Below are 15,766 nucleotides of genomic sequence, written 5' to 3' on the forward strand. Positions count from 1 at the left end.
GGATTCAAAGGTTGCTGATTTTACTGTCCGTAATAGGCCATGATCAGTTTTTCTCTCATTTTATTCAGGTATTTAATGTCTTTGGTATTGGATAAAATAATTAACGTAAGCCCTTTATCTACCAGATGTACCCAGTTGGCGCTATGTCCGTATCCTTCTCCCTGACGTTCTGCAAACAGGCTATTGACAGACCCGAATTTTTTTGGATATACCCAGAAACCAAGGGCTGTATCTTCCAGCTTTTTATCTGCAGTAAGCATGGTTTCCAATGTCTTTTTGTTAAATAAAGTATGGTTGAATAGAGCCTGATCAAAGATGAGCAGATCTTTTGGCGTAGAATACATAGCTCCGGCTGAATAGAAATTGTCAATATAGGTATTGGTAGGCATATGAAGTGCAAACGGATCGGATGAATCCGCCGAATATCCCTCGTCTATATTTCTAATAATATCATTGTGATGAAGAAATCCTGTATTCTGCATATGGAGAGGAACGAGTATCTGCTCCTTCAGGACTTCCTCAAAGGGTTTATTGTATATTTTTTCAATAATCTTTCCCAGGAGGATAAAATCACCATTGTTGTAACTGAATTTTGTCCCGGGCTTGTCAATTAGTTTTTCAGAGAGATATGTGGTGATGAATTCATCCAGATTCCATATTGTGTTGTCATAGGCCTGATGAATAAGTTCTGGTGAGCTGATATCTTTGTTTTCTCTGCCGCTGCTGTATGTCAGCAGGTTTCTTATCGTGGCTTTTTGGGCCGCTTCTCCTTTATATTCGGGATAATAGGTGGAAATTGTGGCATCCAGATTAATTTTTCCCCTTTCATAAAGCTGCATGATCAGTGCCGCAGTAAAGGTCTTTGTGAGCGAAAAAATAGGAAATCTCGTTTCATCAGAAAAACTGATATTATAGTGCCGGTTGGACAAACCTGTGTAGGTAAGTAATTCAGTGTTTCCATTTCGAGCCATTAAGACAGCCCCATTAAAATTATCTTTTTTTATACAGGAATCAATTACCTGTTCAACTTTTTGTTTATGCTGCGGATAAGCAAAGTGAATGATGATCAACAGAAGTCCTGAAAGTTTTCTTTTCATAGTAATGGTTTTTATAAGATGAATATTGATACAAAATGAGTCATTTTATATCAGATTTACTGGCCGATCCAGGCTTTCCTTAATGCTACTTGCTTTGAATCGGGATTAGGTAAGAGACCTACTTTTCCGGTACTTTCATCATAGCTAAAACCTACTTTTGTCAGATATTCTTTCAAAGGAACAGCCTGGGTACCTTCAAGGTAATCACTGAAAAATGTTCGTATTTCCGGAAAGGTCAGTTTAGTAATTTCATCAAACAGATCATCATCATTAAAGTATTTACCCGCTCCATATTTTTTCATCAGCTGAAGCATCAGATCCTGGGTACCTGTCTTTCCTCCTGAAAGTTCTCTTAATCTGATATCCAGACACATTCCCAGTAGTGGCCCCTTCTGATAAAAATTCATATACTGATCCTGTCTTTTCATTGCATTTTTACTGATTTCTGTGAAAGAAAGCGTATTGTCAAACTCTTTCATGCCCTGTATTTTTTCATCAAGACTCTTTTCAAAAGCCTCCAGGCTGATCATTTTCTGCTTTATGGGCATATGAATTGTTGCGTACTCCGTCATCCCTTCATACAACCAGAGATGTTTGGAGAGGACAGGGTTTAGAAAATCATAATGCTGAATTTCCTCTGAATGTATGTTCAGTGGGGTGATGATATGAAAAAATTCATGAGAAGCCACTCTGTTGAGTGCCATCGGAAGAAATTTCATATTTCCTGAACGGTACAGGCAAACGGTTGACTGTGAATGCTCAAGTCCGTCTCCCAAAAATCCGTTCTCATTAGAAGATTCATAATAAATTAAAAAGGCATATTTATGAACCGGTAATGAGCCTCCCAGATAGGCCTGCTGGTTTTTCAGAATATTCTCCAGTTCAAGGGCAATTTTTTTTGAATAATGCCTTTCCTTTTTATTATAGAATGAGACAAGTACTTCCGTATGACCTATTTTCAGCCATGTGGTATCGGGAACACAGTACATCACCGGCGAGTCTACCAACTGACGGTAATCTTTTGCCCATACTTTATCCGTATTTTTATCTTTTTGTTGATAATCCAATGCAGAAGAAGCATAGAACCCCTTATTCTTTGTAATATTGATTTGATAGGGAATATCCTTCATCTCTTCAAAATATCCCACTAAAGAATTATAATTGATTACAAAAATACTGTCTTTTATAAAGGTACTGCCTGCAGATCTGGCTTCATGGCTTTCTTTTTCTAAGGAATCCCATCCATCAGCCACCTGATAGGAGATGGTATTGACGTTTTTAAGATCATGAATCATCCAGCTATTTTGATCCAGACGCTCTGTCGCTATTTTTTTTCCTTTTTTATCAGTAGCAACAAGGTTGGAAACATATTGTCCGAAATTCATGGCCTGGTAAAAACCGGGAACCAGCTTGGGAATAATAAACTTTCCTTGCTTAAGATTGTTTTTGGGGGGCGTAAAAGATACTTTGACTTCATCATTTGTAAGGTGAAGAAGATCTATATTGTATGTATAGCTTTGCTTTGATTTCTGGCCGATAATTGCAATAGGAAGGATAAGTAGTATAAAAACTAATCTGATCAGTGAATTCATTGCTATTGTTTTTAAGTGAATATGAAAGTACAAAAATTGGTCATGAGTAAAGAACTTTATTTTTTCATAAAGTACACTTCTTCATAGGGTTGAATCAGCACCCAGCCATGTCCTGAGAATTTCATTTGAAATTCTTCACCACTTCCTCTTCCGATCAGACTTTTAAAAGAAACATTGGTTTTCAGTTCTGGGCTGAGGTTCCCTGACCATGCAACAGTGGCATTAGGATCTGTAAAAACAGGCGTATCGGGAGCCACCAGTAAAGTGAGCGGATCTCCGTGAGTGGTGATGGCAATGTGTCCCGTTCCTGAAAGTTTTACCTGAAAAAGGCCTCCGGACATCATACCGGCAATACTTTTGAGCATCGTAATATCACTTTTTACACTCTGTTCATGGGCTAAAACATCATTGCCATTCACACAAACAGATTCGTTATTCAGATAAAGAATACGAACTTTTTTTCCGGAATCTGCCACATATAATTTTCCTGTTCCTTCAGCCTTCATCAGCTTACTTCCTTCTCCGCTGATCGCTTTTTTTAAAAGATTTCCAATTCCTCCGGCCAGCATTCCCTGTCTTTCAAAATTAATATTTCCCACATAACTCACCATGCTTCCCCGTTTTGTCCATACCGCCTGGTTATTAAGATTGATTTCCAGAAGATGTTTTGTTTCGAGCTCAAAATAATCCCGTTGTTGCGGATTTTCCTTAGTCTCATTGATAAATGCTTCTATTGAATATTTGCTCATAATTATGCTTTTTAAGATATTTTTTTCTTGTAGTGTTACTATCTTAGTTTGTCGAGGGTACACTACCTTTTGTTACTTATATGTTTTGCATCTGACAGTTCTTTGTCTGATAAGATGATCATAAAATTTACGAAGAATCCTTTTTTCTTACATGATTTTAGGGCTGGTTTCAGGAAGATCTTCGTAATTTTTTAGTTTCATTGCTCTGATTTACCTACTGATTTTCAGTTTTTACATGAAAATCAAACCAGATAAGTTCATGAAGGTCTTTTATTGAATGTAATCATTGTATGGATTATAGAATGCAGATTATGAAGTGGATAGATTTTACCTGTAAAGTTATTTTTTTGTTAAAAATAGTCTTTTTAGCCTTTGGAAATCTCCATATAATCATGGTTTTATATTTGATTGCAAATAATACTTGACAAAGGGGTGTTCAATGTCGTATATTTGCACTCCGAAAATTACACCTTGTAATTTCAATAATTTTTAAACCGTAATTTAAAAAATGAAAACATCAGATTTTAATTTTGATCTTCCTGCGGAATTATTGGCAGAACATCCTTCAGAGCACAGAGACGAAGCCAGATTAATGGTTCTTGATAGAAAGACAGAAACTATCCAGCACAAATTATTCAAAGATGTCGTTGATTATTTTAATGAAGATGATTTGTTTATCTTCAACAATACTAAAGTTTTTCCTGCACGTCTTTATGGAAACAAAGAGAAAACAGGAGCTAAAATCGAAGTTTTCCTTTTAAGAGAACTTGATAAAGAAACAAGAGTATGGGATGTACTGGTAGATCCTGCAAGAAAAATCAGAATTGGTAACAAATTATTCTTCACTGAAGATGAGTCTTTGGTAGCTGAAGTTATCGATAATACCACTTCAAGAGGAAGAACATTAAGATTCTTGTTCGACGGTTCTTATGACGAATTCAGAACGAAATTAAAAGAATTAGGAGAAACTCCGCTTCCGAAATACATCAAAAGAGCAGTAGAGCCTGAAGATGCAGAAAGATATCAGACCATTTATGCAAAAGTAGAAGGAGCGGTAGCAGCGCCTACAGCCGGTCTTCACTTCTCTAAACATTTGATGAAGAGATTAGAGATCAAAGGAATCAATTTTGCTGAAGTAACGCTTCATGTAGGATTAGGAACTTTCAACCCGATTGAGGTAGAAGATCTTTCTAAGCACAAAATGGAATCTGAAGAGATCATCATTGATGAGAAAAATGCTGCTATCATTAACAAAGCAGTAGAGTCTCACAGAAGAGTTTGCGCTGTTGGTACTACCACAATGAGAGCATTGGAAACTTCCGTTTCTTCCAACAAAAAAATCTCTGCATTCAACGGCTGGACTAATAAATTCATTTATCCGCCTCATGATTTCGGAGTAGCCAACTCAATGATCACAAACTTCCACACTCCGAAGTCTACACTGATCATGATGATTGCTGCATTTGCCGGAAGAGATTTCGTAATGCATGCTTATGAAGAAGCCGTAAAAGAAAAGTATAAATTCTATTCTTACGGTGACGCAATGTTAATTCTATAAAAAAGATATCAGGTGATAGGTTACAGGTAGCATTACCTGTGACCTGAAGCCTGAAATCTACAACCTTACAATGAAAGATATCCGTACATTATCACTAGATCAGCTTAAAGAATATTTTGTTTCTTTAGGAGAAAAGCCGTTTCGTGCGAAACAGGTCTATGACTGGCTATGGAGTAAAAATCTCCATTCGATTGACGAAATGACGAATCTTTCGAAACCTCTTCGTGAAAAAATTTCCGAAGAATATACCATTAATCCTGTTTCTGTAGACCTTCTTCAGAGAAGTACCGACGGAACCATCAAAAACGGAGTAAAACTTCATGACGGATTATTGGTAGAATCTGTTCTTATTCCTACCGAAACAAGAACCACTGCTTGTGTATCTTCACAGGTAGGCTGCTCCTTAAACTGCGAATTCTGCGCTACGGCAAAGCTGAAAAGAATGCGAAACCTTGAAGTGGCAGAAATTGTAGATCAGGTAGCCCTGATTGACAGCCAGAGTAAAATGTATTTTGACAGGCCGCTTTCCAATATCGTATTCATGGGAATGGGAGAACCTATGATGAACTACAAAAACGTAGTAGAAGCCATCAGAAAGATCACTCAACCGGAAGGATTAGGAATGTCACCAAGGAGAATTACGGTTTCCACTTCAGGAATTCCCAAAATGATCAAAATGCTTGCTGATGATGAATTGCGTGTAAAACTGGCATTGTCTCTTCACTCAGCGATTGAAGTAAAACGTAATGAAATTATGCCTTTCTCAGATAAATTCCCGTTAACGGATATTATGGAGGCGCTTCAATACTGGTATCAGAAAACAGGTTCAGTAATTACTTTCGAATACTGCGTATGGAAAGGAATTAATGATGGTGACGAAGATATCAAAGCTTTAATCAGATACTGCAAACAGGTTCCTTCTAAAGTTAACCTTATCCAATACAACCCAATCGGGGACGGGAAATATGACCAGTGCAACAAACAAGCAGAGGAAAACTATATCCGTCAGCTTGAAAATGCCGGAGTTACCGTGATGGTCAGAAGAAGCCGCGGAGGTGATATTGATGCCGCTTGCGGACAATTAGCCAACAAAACTGCGGATTAAAATTTTCTTAAAAAAAACTTAAATATCCCTTAAAACGCTGCTCAAAACCCTACCTTTGCATAAAATTATTTTATGATGATGGATTTTCTTATGAGCGAGGACGGGTTAGAAACTGTGTACGCATGGGCGGTTCCGCTGCACGCAACGGTTATTTTAGCTGAAATGATTTATAGCCACGTTTCCGAAGCTAAATTGTATAGCGGTAAAGATCTTGCAACGAACATTTATCTGGCATTGATGAACTTTGGTCTGGACCTTATCATGAAAGCCTTTGCAATGGGAGTCATGTTTTTCTTTTATCACCACAGAATTTTTTCATGGGATCTGAGTATCTGGTATTTACTGGCCTGCTTTGTCATTACAGATTTTGCTTACTATGTTTTACATTATGTAGACCATCGTTCCAGAGCTTTCTGGGCTGTTCATATTACGCACCATAGTTCAGAATTCTTCAATCTTACAACAGGATTCAGAAGCCCTGTTTTACAACCGCTTTATAGGTACTTATACTTTTCACCATTGGCATTCTTAGGATTTAATCCTTGGCATATTATGGTGGCTTATGCTATTGGGCAGGTATATGGAACATGGGTGCATACACAAACTGTCAAGAGTATGGGAATCTTGGAATATATTCTGGTAACCCCTTCTCATCACCGCGTACATCATGCATGTAATATCAAATATCTGGATAAAAATATGGGGATGTGTTTGATTATATGGGATAAAATATTCGGGACTTTTGAAAAAGAAGATCCTAATGTTCCTGTGAAATTCGGTATTTATCCAAAAATGCCTGATAACAGACCGGATACCGTTCTTTTCTATGAATGGAGAAAAATATGGAAAGATCTGAAACAACCCGGATTGAAATTTACCGACAGAATCAATTATATTTTCAATTCACCGGGATGGAGACATGACGGAACGGGGAAAACGGTAAGGCAATATCAGAAAGAACATCTTGCAAAACAGGCGTTAAAAGAGCAGTCAAAAAATCAGAAACAGCAGAAAACAGCTTGATTTCATAAACAAAATCAATAAAATCTTTATAAAAAGGCGGGCTTTAGCTCGTCTTTTTTGTTTAAGAAAATACTATTTCAGGTTAATATAATGGGAAGAAGTTTTAAGAATAGAATGTAAACATACTACTTTTTATACGACAACTTCTGTCGTGGTACTGCTTTAAATTTGTAATCAGAGCTCATTAAAAAATATCAATTGATTATCAGAATTTAACAACTTATTTATATGATTTATACTGAAGATTTTTTTTCACAAGGCAGCAGCTATCCTGCTGACAACTTAATACAACTTGTAGATAGCTATACTAAAGAAAAGTAGGAACCTCGGATAATAATAACAGGGCTGTTATATCAGGTCATTTTAGTTTTCCATATCCTAATATGTCATTCATTGGTGGATCTCTTGGAAATGGAAGTCTAGGCAGTACAATAAGTTCATTCAGGAATCATCTTACAGTCAATACTCAACTCGTGATAGGATCTTCAACAACTTTTGACGGATATCCAATTGTTTTTAAAGTAGACGGAGCCCTATCTAATTCGCAGACTGTTTGTGATGCCATGATCTCAAAATCTGCAAACAGATATTTAATAAAAGGAATTGTAGATGCAACAGGAAGTTGATGTACATTAACAGATAGCAACGGAAACCCGATCGGCTCGGTTACTCCTGTGGTATTATCAGAAGGAACCGTTATTAATTGTATTTTTGCTATAGACAATTCTGAATTAACAGTATAATAAAGTTGATATTATTCTGACATACACTATAAAATAGGGCAACACGGGTAAAACAGAGTGTTGCCCATTTTTTTAGAAAGTATCTGAGTGATTTTAGCAGCACGGAATTTTCAGATTAAAGATAAAACCCATAATTTTGCCTCTATGAAAAGAACATTTCTGCTACTGACTTTTCTTGCCTTTCAAACTGCATTTTCCCAGCAGACCGATTTTCTGAAAATCAGAAAGTACAGGCTTAATGATCTGGATGATAAAATCCGGGAAACTTCAGGATTGAATTTTTTCCACGGAAAACTTTATACATTCAATGACAGCGGAAATACGGCAGAGCTTTTTGAAATTGATAAAAAAGACGGTAAAATTATCCGCACACTTACAACCAATTTGATCAATACAGACTGGGAAGCGCTGACGAATGACGGCGAAAATTTTTATATCGGGGATTTTGGTAACAATACCGGAACCAGAAAAGATCTGATGATTTATAAAGTACCTTACGAAAACCTTGATAGAGTTAACTCCTCTAAAATTCCGGGTTCAGAAAAAGCTTTAGAAAGACATATCATTTCTTTTTATTACCCTGAACAAACGGAATTTATTCCCAGGAATACCAATAATGATTTTGATGCGGAAGCCATGATCTACCTGAATGGCAAACTTCATATTTTTACAAAAGAATGGGCTGCCAAAGCTACTTCTCATTATACTCTGAATCCTGAAGTTTCAGAACAGCAGAAAGCAGAAAAAATAGAAGCCTATAAAACAGGTTTTGTGGTGACGGATGCTTCTTATTTTGATAAAAAACTTTATCTGGTAGGTTATACTAAGAAAACAGAAGTCTTCTTAGATATTTTCACAGAAACCCAACCTGGAATATTTTTCAAAGAAAGCCCAAAGCATTATTATCTTGGAAGTGCTTTATCCATAGGGCAAATTGAAGGGGTAGTCGTTGATGAAACAGGAGTTTACATCTCCGGAGAAAAATTTAGATCTCCGCTGGGCAGTACAAAACAGTCGTTTTATTTTATTCCGAAAGATAAACTCAAACGCTAATTTTATCTTAATATTGAGCGAAAAAAATTATCTTTGTGAGAATTAATAATTATTCACCCAGCATTCGCAGATTTTGGCAAATACAGTAGAAGAAATTAAACGACCGATCAATGATGAAATGAAACTTTTTGAACAGAAGTTTTATGAATCAATGCAGAGTAAAGTAGCTTTATTGGATAAAGTAACCCGTTTTATTGTTACTACCAAAGGAAAGCAGATGCGTCCCATGTTTGTATTTCTTTGCGCCAAACTGGTAGGGAGTGTCACGGAAAAAACGTATCGTGGTGCTTCTATGATCGAACTGATTCATACAGCGACTCTTGTACACGATGATGTGGTGGATGAAAGTTTTAAACGCCGTAATTTCTTTTCAATCAATGCGCTGTGGAAAAATAAAATTGCTGTGCTGGTAGGAGATTACCTGTTGTCAAAATCAGTATTATTATCTACAGATCATAAAGATTACGATTTACTGGGTGTCATTTCAAGAACCATCCGTGAAATGTCCGAAGGGGAACTTCTTCAATTGGAAAAGGCCCGAAAACTGGATATTACAGAAGATGTTTATTATGAAATTATCCGTCAGAAAACAGCTACATTAATTGCTGCATGTTGTGAAATAGGAGTATTATCTAACAGTACTGATGAAGTACTTGCCAAAAAAATGCAGGATTTCGGGACTTTCACAGGAATGGCCTTCCAGATTAAAGATGATCTTTTTGATTACTTAAGCTCTAATGTGATAGGGAAACCTGTAGGTATTGACATTAAAGAACAAAAAATGACTCTGCCTCTGATTCATACGCTTACAACAGCAAATGAAAAAGAGAGAAAATATTATTTCGATACGATCAAACGTTATAATACCAATCCAAAAAGAGTTAAAGAGCTGATAGAATTTGTAAAAAGCTCCGGCGGTCTGGAGTATGCCATTACAGTCATGAAAGATTTTCAGCAGAAAGCAAAGGATATCCTGAATGAATTTCCCGATTCCGAAGCACGGAAATCTTTACTTATTATGCTAGATTACGTAATTGAGCGAAAATTTTAAATTAAATTATTTTTAGGGTTAAAATAATAACAGCGAGAACTATACAAAATAAAGCAAATAAAAATAAATAATCCGCAATAGTCTCAAACGAGTATTCTCGCTTTTCTTCTTTTGTTCTGATAGCCAGAAATGAAAAGAAACAACTGCACGCAAAAAGGATACATGCAAAAGCTGCAAATTCGTCTAAATACGTATTCTGACTAATCTTGGAGATCTTCAGAGACGTAATAATAATTAAGGAAAACCCTAAAAGATTACTGGACGCATTCAGAATATGTGGTGACTTTTTATCCATCTTTTACAATTTTTTTCAAATTAAAGCACAATTTTTTTTATTATCAAATTTTTAATAAAGATTATTAAAAATTAAAATTAATTTAAAAAGTGTATATTAGCAAAATACTTGAAGAATAAAAACTTTTATACTTAGCTATGCAAACAACCTATATTGAAACACAGCAAATATCCTTTCAAGATTTTAAAAATCAGATACTTGAAGATTACAAGTTAGGAAGGATCTCCCGTGAAATGTCTTATCTCGGAAGGAGAGAAGTACTCACAGGAAAAGCTAAATTCGGAATTTTTGGGGATGGTAAGGAACTTCCTCAGCTTGCAATGGCGAAAGTTTTCAGAAATGGAGACTTCCGTTCAGGATATTACAGGGATCAGACTTTTGCATTAGCAATCAATGCATTGACCGTTGAAAGTTTCTTTGCACAGATGTATGCCGATACCAATGTGGAAAGAGAACCTGCTTCAGCGGGAAGACAGATGAACGGACATTTCGCAACAAGAAGTCTAAATGAAGACGGAAGCTGGAAAGATCTTACTGCTCAGAAGAATATCTCTTCCGATATTTCTCCTACTGCTGGTCAGATGCCTAGATTATTAGGTTTAGCTCAGGCTTCCACCATTTATAAAAGTGTACAATTTGACGGTTCTGAAAAATTCTCCAGAGAAGGAAATGAAATTGCATTCGGAACCATAGGGGATGCTTCTACCGCAGAAGGTCATTTCTGGGAAACTTTAAATGCAGCATGTGCGCTTCAGGTTCCTATGATTGTTTCTATCTGGGATGACGGATACGGAATTTCAGTTCCTACAAAAAATCAGAGAGCAAAAGCTGATATCAGCGAAATGTTAAGCGGTTTCCAAAGAAAAGAAGGAGAAAACCAGGGATGTGAGATCATTCAGGTTAAAGCCTGGGATTATCCTGCTTTATTAGATGCTTATGCTAAAGCAGAACATTTTGCAAGAACGGAAAGCGTTCCGGTTGTGGTTCACGTTATTGATGTTACCCAGCCTCAGGGACACTCTACTTCAGGGTCCCACGAAAGATATAAAAATGAAGAGCGTCTTGCATGGGAAGCAGAATTTGACGGATTGGCAAAATTTAAAGAATGGATTCTGAACTATTCTATTGAGATTGACGGAAAAGAAGAAGTGATTGCCACTGCTGAAGAACTGGATACTATTGATGACGAAGCCAAAAAAACGGCAAAAGCAGGACAAAAAATAGCATGGGATAACTATCAGAAAACGATTGCGGATTTAATTCAGTCTATTTTACCTTTAGTAGAAAAACTTAAAGGACAGAATGCTGAAGTGGAGACTTATATTGCCCAGTTTAATAAATTAGTTTCCAAAGCTAAAAAAGATATTTTCCATTTGGTAAGAAAGGCTTTACTGGCAACAAGAGGTACAGAGTCTGCAGAAAGAAACCAATTGATGGAGAAGTACAATGAAGTGTTGGCTGTTGAAAAAGACAACTATTCTTCTCACCTTTATTCTCAGTCTGAATGGAAGGCTGAAAATGTAAAAGAAATTAAACCTGTTTACTCAGACAGTTCCGAAGATGTTGACGGAAGAGTAGTGATCAGAAATAATTTTGACAAAATTTTCTCAAAATACCCTGAAACTTTAATTTTTGGTGAAGATGCCGGTAATATTGGGGATGTTAACCAGGGATTGGAAGGAATGCAGGAAAAATACGGCGCTTTACGTATTGCGGATACAGGAATCCGTGAAGCGACTATTCTCGGACAGGGAATCGGGATGGCAATGAGAGGGTTAAGACCTATCGCTGAAATTCAGTATTTAGATTATGTTCTTTACTGCCTTCAGGGAATGAGTGATGATCTGGCAACGGTACAATACAGAACAAAAGGAGGTCAGAAAGCTCCGGTGATCATCAGAACAAGAGGTCACAGACTGGAAGGAATCTGGCATTCAGGTTCTCCGATGGCAGGAATTCTAAATCTTTCAAAAGGTATTCTGGTATTGGTTCCGAGAAATTTAACGAAAGCAGCCGGATTCTATAATACAATGCTTCAGGCTGACGAACCTGCGATCATTGTAGAATGTCTGAACGGGTACAGATTAAAAGAGAAACAACCGGACAACCTGGGAGAATTTACAGTTCCTGTAGGTAAAATTGAAGTAACGAAGGAAGGTAAGGATGTTACTCTGGTAACTTACGGTTCTACATGGAGAATTGTAACAGAAGCCGCTAATGAATTAGAGAAATTAGGAATTTCTGCAGAAGTAATCGATATCCAGTCACTGATTCCTTTCGATTTATCTCATGAGATTGCTGAGAGTGTTAAGAAAACAAACCGCCTGGTAGTGATTGATGAAGATGTTGAAGGTGGAACTACCGGATTTATCCTGCAGCAGATTTTAGAAAAGCAAAAAGCATTCAGATATCTGGATTCAGATCCGTTGACAATCTCTGCCAACGATCACAGACCTGCCTATGCAAGTGATGGTGATTACTTCAGTAAGCCGTCTACAGATGACATGGTAGAGAAAATCTATGCGATGTTTAATGAAACAAATCCTCAGAAATATCCTGCGATATTCTAATTGGGGTTTTAAATAAAATAACGTCGGGCTATCAGATTTCTGGTAGCCCGCGTTTTTAGTATAAGAGTACATTTCAATCTTTTTTCGCCAAAGATATTCTCAGCTTGTTTAAAGCACTCATTAAAGTAATACCTGCTGTGAGTTCCACAATTTCTCTATCTGTAAAATCCTGAGATAATTTCTCTCTCAGCTCACTCAGATCCGGATCATGATAAGTAAGCGCTTCTGCCCAGCTTAAAACAAGCTTTTGTTTTTCGTTGAAGGCATGCGTATGTTTCCAGCCCGGAAGTCTGTTAATGACATCCTGTTCAAAACCGAAATCAGAAAGTTCTTTTGCATGATAGCTACAGCAATAAGCACAGCCGTTGATTTGGGAAACCCGAAGTTCAGCCAATGCAATTAATTTCTCATCAATCCCGGACTTTCGGATGCTGGTATGGGCTTTATACAGATTCCCAATAGTTTCTTTTGCAATTTCTTTATAATTCATAATGAAAAATTTTCTGCAAATTTGCATCAGAAACACTTTAAAACCAATATACTTACTTTTTGGTTATACACTTACCTTTTTGAAAGTATATTATCAAATAAAACATGAAAGAAATACCTTTATTTTTGAAGTCTGGAAGATTAGCGTTGATTATTTCTATACTGTATGCAGGTATTGGAACCTTGGCGGTATGCTCAGCTTATGGCAGTGATCCATTGTATGGTGAATGGACTTCATATGCCTTATTAATAACATTTCCCATGTCAATTTTGAGTTTCATATATAGATATGCTGATCATGCTTTATTCCCTGTTTTATTGATTCAGTTTATAATGTTTTTGCTTACCTTTCTTGTATTATCACTATTTCTAAAAGGTAAGTCTGATCTTTAAATCCATAAGAACAGGATAAAAGTAAAAGGCCGTCAAACATTGACCGCCTTTTTATTTTTCATATCCTCATTCAAAAAAGCGCAATCTTTATCTTCATGCGATCCTTTTACCTGATATTTCGCTTCCCATTCTTCCAGCAAATATAATATCGGCAACAGGGCCAGCCCTTTTTCCGTGAGGGAATATTCTACTCTTGGAGGAAGTTCCTTAAACTCTTCACGGATCACCAGACCGTCAGTTTCCATTTCCCTTAACTGATCAGTCAATACCTTTCTGGAGATCACATTAATACGTACAGCAAGTTCTCCAAAACGGAGTTTTCTGTCCTTGATAACCAATACAATAATCGGTTTCCATTTGCTTCCTAAGGCTGCCATTGCTTTGCCGAGAGGGCAGCTGTATTGCATTAACTCATTCTTTTTCATACCGGAATAATTGATGTATAAAGTAATAAGGAAATGATATTCCAAACGTTACTTCAATGTTACTAATGTAGGTTACTGCGAAGTTACCACTATTTTTTTAATAAAAGATACAAAAACAAACTATTATTAGTTACTTTGTGTAACAATTATAACATACAATTTTAAATATGAGCACATCATCATTATTTAAACCGTTTCAATATAAGAATCTAGAGCTTAAAAATAGAATCGTCATGGCTCCGATGACCAGAGCACAATCTGATAACGGAGTTCCTACTCAGAATATTGCAGATTATTACGGAAGAAGGGCTGCTTCAGAAGTCGGATTAATTCTTTCGGAAGGAACCGTGATCAACAGACCGGGATCAAAGAATTTACAAAACATCCCCGATTTCTACGGAAATGAAGCATTAAACGGGTGGAAAAACGTCATTGATACTGTGCATAAGAACGGAGGTAAAATGGGACCTCAGATCTGGCATGTCGGAGATACAAGAATGTCGGAAGAATATCCGCTGACTCCAATGGAAAAAGCATCAACAATGACTATCGAAGACATTCAGGATACAATTGCACAATTTGCAGCTTCAGCAAAGTCAGCAAAAGATCTTGGATTTGACTGTCTTGAAATTCATGGAGCACACGGTTATCTTATTGATCAGTTTTTCTGGGAAGTAACCAATACGAGAACAGATGAATACGGAGGTAAAACCTTAAAAGAAAGAAGCCGGTTTGCTGTTGATGTTGTAAAAGCGATCAGAGCAGCGGTAGGGGAGGATTTTACCATTATTATCCGTCTTTCCCAATGGAAACAGCAGGATTATAAGAGCAAACTGGCCCTTACTCCTTATGAAATGGAAGAGTGGTTATTACCATTAAAAGAAGCAGGAGTAGATATTTTCCATTGTTCACAGCGTCGTTTCTGGGAACCGGAATTTGAAGGTTCTGATCTTAATTTTGCAGGATGGGCAAAAAAAATTACCGGACAGCCGACTATTACCGTAGGTTCTGTAGGATTGAATGGTGATTTCCTTAATGCTTTTGCAGGTCAGGGGACAGAAAAGACAGATCTTACGGAACTGATCAGAAGGCTTGATAACGAGGAATTCGACCTTGTTGCCGTGGGCAGAGCTATTCTTCAGGATCCAGAATGGGTAAAGAAGATCAAAGACGGAAATACCGAAGCTCTTCTTGACTTTTCAGCAGAAAGTATGGGCGTTTTATATTAATAGGGATGGAGAATTGTGAATGCACTTTGCAGTCAATTTTTTTAACAGTATATTTTATTCACTGTGAAGCCTAATTAACGATTCACTATTCGTATTAATCATCATAATTCACTTTATTTTATATTTAATTTTTTCACCTATTTATTAAAAAACCGGCTTTCAGGATTCCTGAAAGCCGGTTTTGATTGTTTAGAATCTGCAACCTGAAATGTCAGGTTCACAAGTCCAGTAAGCAGGAGAGCCTCCTTCAGCTTTATGGCGGCACGCAATGGTTCCTTCAGGGCACAAAGGCGCATTTCCGCCATGAATTTTCTTTAAATCAGATTTTCTCAATTTTTTTAAATTTTTCATATAGGTAATTTGTTGATGATTACAAATATAGCATTTTTTTAAT

15 protein-coding genes are annotated in these 15,766 nt (G+C 36.8%); 9 read left to right on the forward strand and 6 right to left on the reverse strand.

Annotation, left to right across the window (positions count from 1 at the left end; all coding sequences use genetic code 11):
* Positions 1 to 20: 20 nt before the first annotated feature.
* From JO178_RS02185 to JO178_RS02195, 3 genes are read right to left on the reverse strand one after another with little or no spacing between them, the layout of a single operon-like run.
* Positions 21 to 1,097 carry a serine hydrolase domain-containing protein gene (locus JO178_RS02185; protein WP_291930972.1) on the reverse strand — a complete coding sequence of 359 codons (1,077 nt, stop codon included), beginning with the start codon at positions 1,095 to 1,097 and terminating at the stop codon, positions 21 to 23.
* Positions 1,098 to 1,153: 56 nt separating this feature from the next.
* Positions 1,154 to 2,689, reverse strand: a complete 1,536-nt coding sequence (locus JO178_RS02190; RefSeq protein ID WP_291930974.1) for a peptidase M61 — start codon at positions 2,687 to 2,689, stop codon at positions 1,154 to 1,156.
* A 56-nt stretch (positions 2,690 to 2,745) separates the two neighbouring features.
* The gene (locus JO178_RS02195) at positions 2,746 to 3,438 is read right to left on the reverse strand and encodes an AIM24 family protein (protein WP_291930976.1); all 693 of its coding nucleotides are present in this window, start codon (positions 3,436 to 3,438) and stop codon (positions 2,746 to 2,748) included.
* 508 nt (positions 3,439 to 3,946) lie between these two features.
* On the opposite strand from JO178_RS02195, the gene queA reads away from it, so the two are divergent.
* From queA to JO178_RS02230, 7 genes are all read left to right on the forward strand, one after another.
* A complete protein-coding gene (gene queA, locus JO178_RS02200) occupies positions 3,947 to 4,996 on the forward strand; it encodes a tRNA preQ1(34) S-adenosylmethionine ribosyltransferase-isomerase QueA (protein WP_291930978.1) in 1,050 nt (349 codons plus the stop codon).
* 70 nt (positions 4,997 to 5,066) lie between these two features.
* Positions 5,067 to 6,101: a 23S rRNA (adenine(2503)-C(2))-methyltransferase RlmN gene (gene rlmN / locus JO178_RS02205; protein ID WP_291930980.1), complete on the forward strand. Its 1,035-nt coding sequence runs from the start codon at positions 5,067 to 5,069 to the stop codon at positions 6,099 to 6,101.
* A 75-nt stretch (positions 6,102 to 6,176) separates the two neighbouring features.
* Positions 6,177 to 7,124, forward strand: coding sequence for a sterol desaturase family protein (locus JO178_RS02210; protein ID WP_291930982.1), 948 nt, complete (start codon positions 6,177 to 6,179; stop codon positions 7,122 to 7,124).
* A 383-nt stretch (positions 7,125 to 7,507) separates the two neighbouring features.
* Entirely contained in the window at positions 7,508 to 7,750 is a 243-nt protein-coding gene (locus JO178_RS02215; protein ID WP_291930984.1) for a hypothetical protein, read from the forward strand.
* 261 nt (positions 7,751 to 8,011) lie between these two features.
* Complete coding sequence (locus tag JO178_RS02220) at positions 8,012 to 8,920, forward strand: hypothetical protein (protein ID WP_291930986.1); 909 nt, start codon at positions 8,012 to 8,014, stop codon at positions 8,918 to 8,920.
* Positions 8,921 to 8,993: 73 nt separating this feature from the next.
* Positions 8,994 to 9,971 (forward strand): polyprenyl synthetase family protein, encoded by a 978-nt coding sequence (locus JO178_RS02225; protein ID WP_291930988.1) that lies wholly within the window; start codon positions 8,994 to 8,996, stop codon positions 9,969 to 9,971.
* A 432-nt stretch (positions 9,972 to 10,403) separates the two neighbouring features.
* Positions 10,404 to 12,836, forward strand: a complete 2,433-nt coding sequence (locus tag JO178_RS02230) for a thiamine pyrophosphate-dependent enzyme (RefSeq protein ID WP_291930990.1) — start codon at positions 10,404 to 10,406, stop codon at positions 12,834 to 12,836.
* Between the two features lie 73 nt (positions 12,837 to 12,909).
* Here the strand turns inward: JO178_RS02230 and JO178_RS02235 are convergent, their stop codons facing one another.
* The gene (locus tag JO178_RS02235) at positions 12,910 to 13,326 is read right to left on the reverse strand and encodes a carboxymuconolactone decarboxylase family protein (protein WP_291930992.1); all 417 of its coding nucleotides are present in this window, start codon (positions 13,324 to 13,326) and stop codon (positions 12,910 to 12,912) included.
* 104 nt (positions 13,327 to 13,430) lie between these two features.
* Between JO178_RS02235 and JO178_RS02240 the strand changes: the two genes are divergently transcribed.
* Positions 13,431 to 13,718, forward strand: coding sequence for a hypothetical protein (locus tag JO178_RS02240; RefSeq protein ID WP_291930994.1), 288 nt, complete (start codon positions 13,431 to 13,433; stop codon positions 13,716 to 13,718).
* 32 nt (positions 13,719 to 13,750) lie between these two features.
* On the opposite strand, the gene JO178_RS02245 is transcribed toward JO178_RS02240, so the two are convergent.
* Positions 13,751 to 14,143, reverse strand: a complete 393-nt coding sequence (locus JO178_RS02245) for a helix-turn-helix domain-containing protein (RefSeq protein WP_291930996.1) — start codon at positions 14,141 to 14,143, stop codon at positions 13,751 to 13,753.
* A 167-nt stretch (positions 14,144 to 14,310) separates the two neighbouring features.
* Here JO178_RS02245 and JO178_RS02250 point away from each other — a divergent pair, with 167 nt between their 5' ends.
* Complete coding sequence (locus tag JO178_RS02250; RefSeq protein ID WP_291930998.1) at positions 14,311 to 15,372, forward strand: NADH:flavin oxidoreductase; 1,062 nt, start codon at positions 14,311 to 14,313, stop codon at positions 15,370 to 15,372.
* A 189-nt stretch (positions 15,373 to 15,561) separates the two neighbouring features.
* On the opposite strand, the gene JO178_RS02255 is transcribed toward JO178_RS02250, so the two are convergent.
* On the reverse strand, positions 15,562 to 15,723 hold the full coding sequence (locus JO178_RS02255) for a hypothetical protein (RefSeq protein ID WP_291931000.1): 162 nt from the start codon (positions 15,721 to 15,723) through the stop codon (positions 15,562 to 15,564).
* Positions 15,724 to 15,766 lie beyond the last annotated feature (43 nt).

It is taken from the genome of Chryseobacterium sp. (assembly GCF_019236175.1).
In the GTDB taxonomy this organism is placed as follows: Bacteria; Bacteroidota; Bacteroidia; order Flavobacteriales; family Weeksellaceae; genus Chryseobacterium.